General features: G+C 42.6%; 2 protein-coding genes. Both read right to left on the bottom strand.

Annotation, left to right across the window (positions count from 1 at the left end; all coding sequences use genetic code 11):
• Positions 1-174 precede the first annotated feature (174 nt).
• Complete coding sequence (locus LDL18_RS08800) at positions 175-1641, bottom strand: hypothetical protein (RefSeq protein ID WP_296508823.1); 1467 nt, start codon at positions 1639-1641, stop codon at positions 175-177.
• A 266-nt stretch (positions 1642-1907) separates the two neighbouring features.
• Positions 1908-3697: ATP-binding cassette domain-containing protein (locus tag LDL18_RS08795; protein ID WP_296508820.1), on the bottom strand; the 1790-nt coding region annotated here is incomplete at its 5' end.

The raw sequence follows: 3697 nt of genomic DNA, 5'->3' as shown, positions 1-3697 counted from the left end.
GAGCTAGACCTGTCCAGCCGGTAAACATGATAATCTCCTGAAGATAAAGGGAAGGGAGAATAGCGGGAAATGGTGAGTGAGTAAGCTGTTTTTATGATGTTATGTTTATTTTTTAAAAAGAGCAGAATATAATTATATTCTGCTCTAGGTGGCTTATAAAATATTATTTAAAATTTATGGTGTTTTTTTTTTTTTTTTTACATTTTTATTATTATTAAAATAATATTTATATATTGGTGTGTAATTATATCTAATATCATTAGATAGGATGCTGTATACTTCTTCTATACTAACGCCCTTTGTAAAAAAGGGATCAGATATAACAATATATTCTGGTTTCTGATCAAGAATATGATGTATTTCTTGAACCGGATTTATGTTGGTCGCTCTTTCTTCCATCAGATAATTGAAATGTGTTGGAAAAGGGTGGGTCGTTAACTTACAATAGGGCAACATATCATATAAAGAGATTAACTCATTATAGATAAAAACACATCCTTTGGGGTCTCGAATAGCCGCTTTGATTTGCATCAAGTCTTGTTTGTCCCCATGCGTTTTAATATGTTTATAGGTGAATATTTCCCCTTTGATTGCAACGCTGGCTAACAATAATAATAATCCGATCTTACCCCAATAATTACGCCATATAGGCGCTGCAGCAATGGCTAAGGGCGCAAATAGCGGTAAAGTATAATGTTTATTCCATGGTTCAAACAAAACAACGCCAAATATCGCTACTATTAGCCATAAATCGAGAAAATACGCATAGTTTTGTTGTGATTTCGAAAAAGTAATCCCCATCGGCTTTCGGATTAGCCGACAGACTAAAAGCGGTGCAGTAAGAAGAAAAGCATTAAAGGCATATTGTTTTAGGATAGTTGATGGATAATGACCACGATAGAAAATAGAAAGGATATTGGCAAAATACCAATCATATCCATGGCCTTTGAGAATATAAAATAAGAAGACAGTCGCAGTCGGAAGAAGGGCTGATGTTATCCATAAAAAGGCATTTATAGATAATTCTTTTATAGATTTATTTGTGTGCCATCCTGTCCATAATAAAAAAATACCTGCGAAAATGCCTTCAAATAAAACAGTATATTTTATCTGTAGGGCTATGCCGAATAACAGCATCACAACTGTGCCTGTCGAGCGTAAAGTGTTTTTATCAGATAGACGCTGTAATCGGCAAATAATAAGAGCCATGGCTGAGGCAACAAGTAGATTATAAAATATGGGTGCCTGACCACCTTCACCTCCAGCGATGGAAGGCCATGCTTCATACATAAAACCTGCTAATAATGCGCCGCCAAAAGGGGCGATAAAACTGGCGATACGGATAACTAGGAGCGATGTTCCCCACAGGCTCAATAATGCCCCAATTTGGTAAGCTAGAACGCGCCATGGTCCAAAAAGATGAAAAAAGCTGTAGAGAAGAAAAAGTCCAATAGGTTTTCTATCCCATATATCGACAAAAGGCAGATCACCTTTGAGGATTCGTCCCCCTACGAAAAGATAGAAATCTTCATCTTGATGAAGAAGCGGATTCCCGAAAGTCTGCCACCTTATTGCGACAGCAAAAAGTAAAAGTCCTAAAGCATACCATAACCAATTTGTTCTAATATTGGGGGGTGCCATAATTTTTTAATCTTTCAAATATGAAAAAGACAATTTTTATCTGTTGAATTCTTCTTATTTAAAGAAAATTAACAAAATATATGGGGCTGATATCAAGAAATTTTCGAAAAAGAGAGATCTTTTCTGAAATTATTTATACGACATGGAAAAATCCCGTCTATTCTAGACATAGACGGGATAAAAGAGCGTTTATATTTAAGCTTCCGTGAGTAGCTCGTTATTCGATGAGTGTCGAAGCTGATTTTTTCTTAAAGAAAAGACAAAAATTAGCCTTCCAGTTGTTCGGCTAATTCGAGCCAGCGCATTTCGGATTCTTCTTTTTTGGCTTTTAAGGCAGCGATTTTATCGCTTAATTCCGAGAATTGAGCGGGGTCGCGGCTGTATAAAGTTGGGTCGGCCAAAGCCTTTTCATGGTTTTGGATGGTCGCTTCCATTTCTTCTATTTCTTGAGGAAGCAGGTCATAGGCTCTTTGGTCTTTATAGCTTAATTTAACCTTGCCAGATTTGGGTTGCGGTATCGCTTTGCTGGAGGCTGTTTTTTCCTCAGCTGTATTCGCTGGTTTTCTTGTCGCGGCAAGCCGTTCGGCGCGTTGCTTTTGCCAGTCGCTATAACCACCAGCGACGATATCAACAACGCCAGAGCCATCCATCCCGAGAGTCATCGTGGCGACATTATCAAGAAAGTCACGGTCATGGCTGACTAGGAGCACGGTGCCGCTGTAATTGCTGATGACTTCTTGCAGCAAGTCGATCGTTTCAAGATCGAGATCATTGGTCGGTTCATCGAGGATAAGCAAGTTAGAGCGTCGTGCAAATTCCCGTGCCATCAACAGGCGTGATTTCTCACCACCGGAAAGGGTGGATACCTTGGCATCCAAGATCGATGGATCGAAAAGGAAATCTTTCAGATAACCGACGACATGTTTTTTTTGATCGCCGATTTCGATCCATTCCCCGCCATGAGCGATAACATCTCGCAATGTTTTTTCGGGAGAGATAGATGCCCGTTGCTGATCGATAACAACGGCTTCTAATGTATCGGCGCGTTTGACGATACCTTGATCGGGGTCGAGGTCACCCATCAGGATTTTGAGCAAGGTTGTTTTACCTGCCCCGTTGGCACCGACAATGCCGATACGGTCGCCGCGACGGATGCGCAGCGAAAAATCTTTGATGACTTCGCGATCACCGAAGCTCTTTTTGATATTTTTGGCATCAATGACGACCTTCGTTCGGACATCATTGGTGTCGAGCGCTAATTTGGCCGTGCCTTCCATGCCGGTCATATTTTTGCGCTCTGCTCGCATTTCAAAGAGTTTGGTCAAGCGGCCTTGGTTGCGTTTTCGCCGTGCCGTGACACCGCGCAAGAGCCAATGCTCTTCTATCTTGAGTTTGGCATCCAGCTTTTCAGCCGCACGCAATTCTTCAGCCTGAATTTTTTCCATCCATGCGTCAAAACCGCCGAAGCCGATTTCTGCCCGCCGGATATCGCCGCGATCAAGCCAGAGGCATTGGCGGGTGAGACGGGTTAAAAAGGCTCGGTCATGGCTGATAACGACAAAGGCACCTTTGAAGCGGTTGAGCCAGCCTTCCAAAAATTCGATGGCGGCTAAATCCAGATGGTTGGTCGGTTCATCCATTAACAAAAGATCGGGTTCCATTGCCAATGCGCGGGCAATGGCTGCTCGTCTCTGTTCCCCGCCGGAGGCAGATTGGGCATTGCGGGAAAGATCAACGCCTAATTGATCAGCGATGGCTTCAACCTGATAGCGGGGAGGGGCGTTATCGCCGGATAGAGCATAATCAGCCAAAGTCTCGAAACCTTCAAAAGAAGGTGCCTGTTCCAGTAAGACCAGTTTCAGCCCTGGCTGGATGCTGCGTCGTCCTTCATCCGGTTCGATTGTCCCTGCGAGTAATTTCAACAAAGTTGATTTACCGGCTCCGTTCCGGCCAATCAGTGCCAGACGGTCGCGGGGCTGAATATTGATATCAAGATGACGGAAAAGATATCCGGTGCCTTGATTAACACCGAGATTTTCAAAAGAGAGTAAAGGTG

This window comes from Zymomonas sp. (assembly GCF_020216885.1).
In the GTDB taxonomy this organism is placed as follows: domain Bacteria; phylum Pseudomonadota; class Alphaproteobacteria; order Sphingomonadales; family Sphingomonadaceae; genus Zymomonas.
Note: the sequence above shows the minus strand (reverse complement) of the source record. Positions and strands in the feature narration are given on the sequence as shown.